The sequence below is a fragment of the uncultured Aurantimicrobium sp. genome (genome assembly GCF_936931525.1).
In the GTDB taxonomy this organism is placed as follows: Bacteria; Actinomycetota; Actinomycetes; order Actinomycetales; family Microbacteriaceae; genus Aurantimicrobium.
On sequence record NZ_CAKZII010000030.1, the window covers coordinates 1 to 1623 of the forward strand.

Annotated in this window: 2 protein-coding genes; one reads left to right on the plus strand and one right to left on the minus strand. The window is 51.8% G+C overall.

Annotated features, from left to right (window positions below):
- A partial coding sequence (sepH, locus tag Q0362_RS01280; RefSeq protein ID WP_298118952.1) for a septation protein SepH occupies positions 1-929 on the plus strand: 929 nt, incomplete at its 5' end.
- A 13-nt stretch (positions 930-942) separates the two neighbouring features.
- Here sepH and Q0362_RS01285 read toward each other — a convergent pair.
- Positions 943-1623: alkaline phosphatase family protein (locus tag Q0362_RS01285; RefSeq protein WP_298118954.1), on the minus strand; the 681-nt coding region annotated here is incomplete at its 5' end.

A 1623-nucleotide genomic window follows, 5' to 3' on the forward strand; every position in this document is an offset into this window, starting at 1 on the left:
GCCGTTTGCGTCACAGCCGCACTGCAGAAGATGGTCCACGTGTCTCCCCTAAAGACATCCAATCCCACCTTCGTGCTGGATTATCAAATGACGAAATTTCTGCCCTCACCGGGGCAAGCCTCGACCTGATTCAGCGTTTCGAAACTCCCGTGCTCGCTGAGCGTGAATTCATCATCACCTCTGCTTTGTCCGTTCCTACCCAGACGACGGTAGAGACCGAAACCGGCAATCTCAGCACAGCCTTCGGAACAGTGATTACTCAACGTCTCCACAGCCTCAGCGCTTCTGCTGAGAGATGGGCTACCTGGAAAGAAGAAACGGGTTCGTGGGTTGTGAAACTAGAGTTCACTGCCAACGGAATTGAGCACGATGCACGGTGGTCCTTCGAACCACGCAAACGCACTCTCACCCCAGCCAACAGTGATGCCTCTACCCTTTCTCAAAAGGGTGAACTCAGTACTGGCCTCATCCCCAAGCTACGTGCCGTAGCCACAGATTCTGCGGACACTGTCATTTTTGAACCTGTGCAGGTTGCACATCCACAACCCGTCGCTGCAGTTCCAGAATCTTCCGTTACCCCCGCAGCCGAAGAAACCCGCGAACATAGCCCTACCGCAGACTTATTAGAGGCCTTGCGTAAACGTCGCAATGATCGAGAGTCAACTCCTGCGTGGCTCAAGGATGAAATCAGTGCGGCCACAGATTCTGTTGATGTCGTGAGCGACGACACTGTGATCAGTGGTGAAACCGTTGAATTTGATGCAACTATCAACTTCACAGAACCCTTCGATATGAGCGTTTCAGAAGAAGTGCCCATCGTGACCGAAGCGAAAAACGATTCAAAGCAAATTGGGAAGAACGGTCGTCCTTCAATGCCGTCGTGGGACGACATCGTCTTTGGAACTCGTTCCGACGACGACACTGCCTAACCCAAGGTAATGATTAGGCGTAAGCCCCAAGTCTGATGGCAGGAATAGCCATTTCAATGGCAGAAGTTCCACCATGCTGGCCAATCATGTTCCGACCTTTCAATGAGTGATCACGTTCGTCATAAAAAGCCACGTCTTTCTTGGCAAGAATGAACACATCACCTAAACGTGCAGTGTTCGAAGAGTGAACAGTTCCGTATAGTCCCGCAGTTACAGCTTCTTCTTGGGAAAGAACCCACGCGAGCTCTGACCAGTCTCTGCGCCAGGCAGTGAGCGCATCTGAACGCTGCTCTTGTGTCGTAGCTTCATCAAAATACAGCTGGAGGCAACGGGGCTCTCCCCCCACAGCGGCAATGAATTCCATATGTTCAGGATCAGTTCCATAGAGGTAGTGCTTCGAGGACGGAACATCAAGAACTCCATGATCAGCAGTGATGAACATGCCCACACCTGCTGGGAGCTGTTCGTTGAGTTCCTTGAGCGCTCCATCCAGAGATTCAAGTGATGCTGCCCATTCAGGGCTTGAGACGCCCTTATTGTGAGCGAGTTCATCGAGCTCTGACACATACAAAATAACCAGATGTTGACCTGGCTGAGCTAAGACGCTGAGAACAGCCTGGACCCGATCATCAAGACTCTTGGCTCCGACCTGAACAGCACCTTCATGAATAACCTGTGTCAGTGGAGTCTCAGC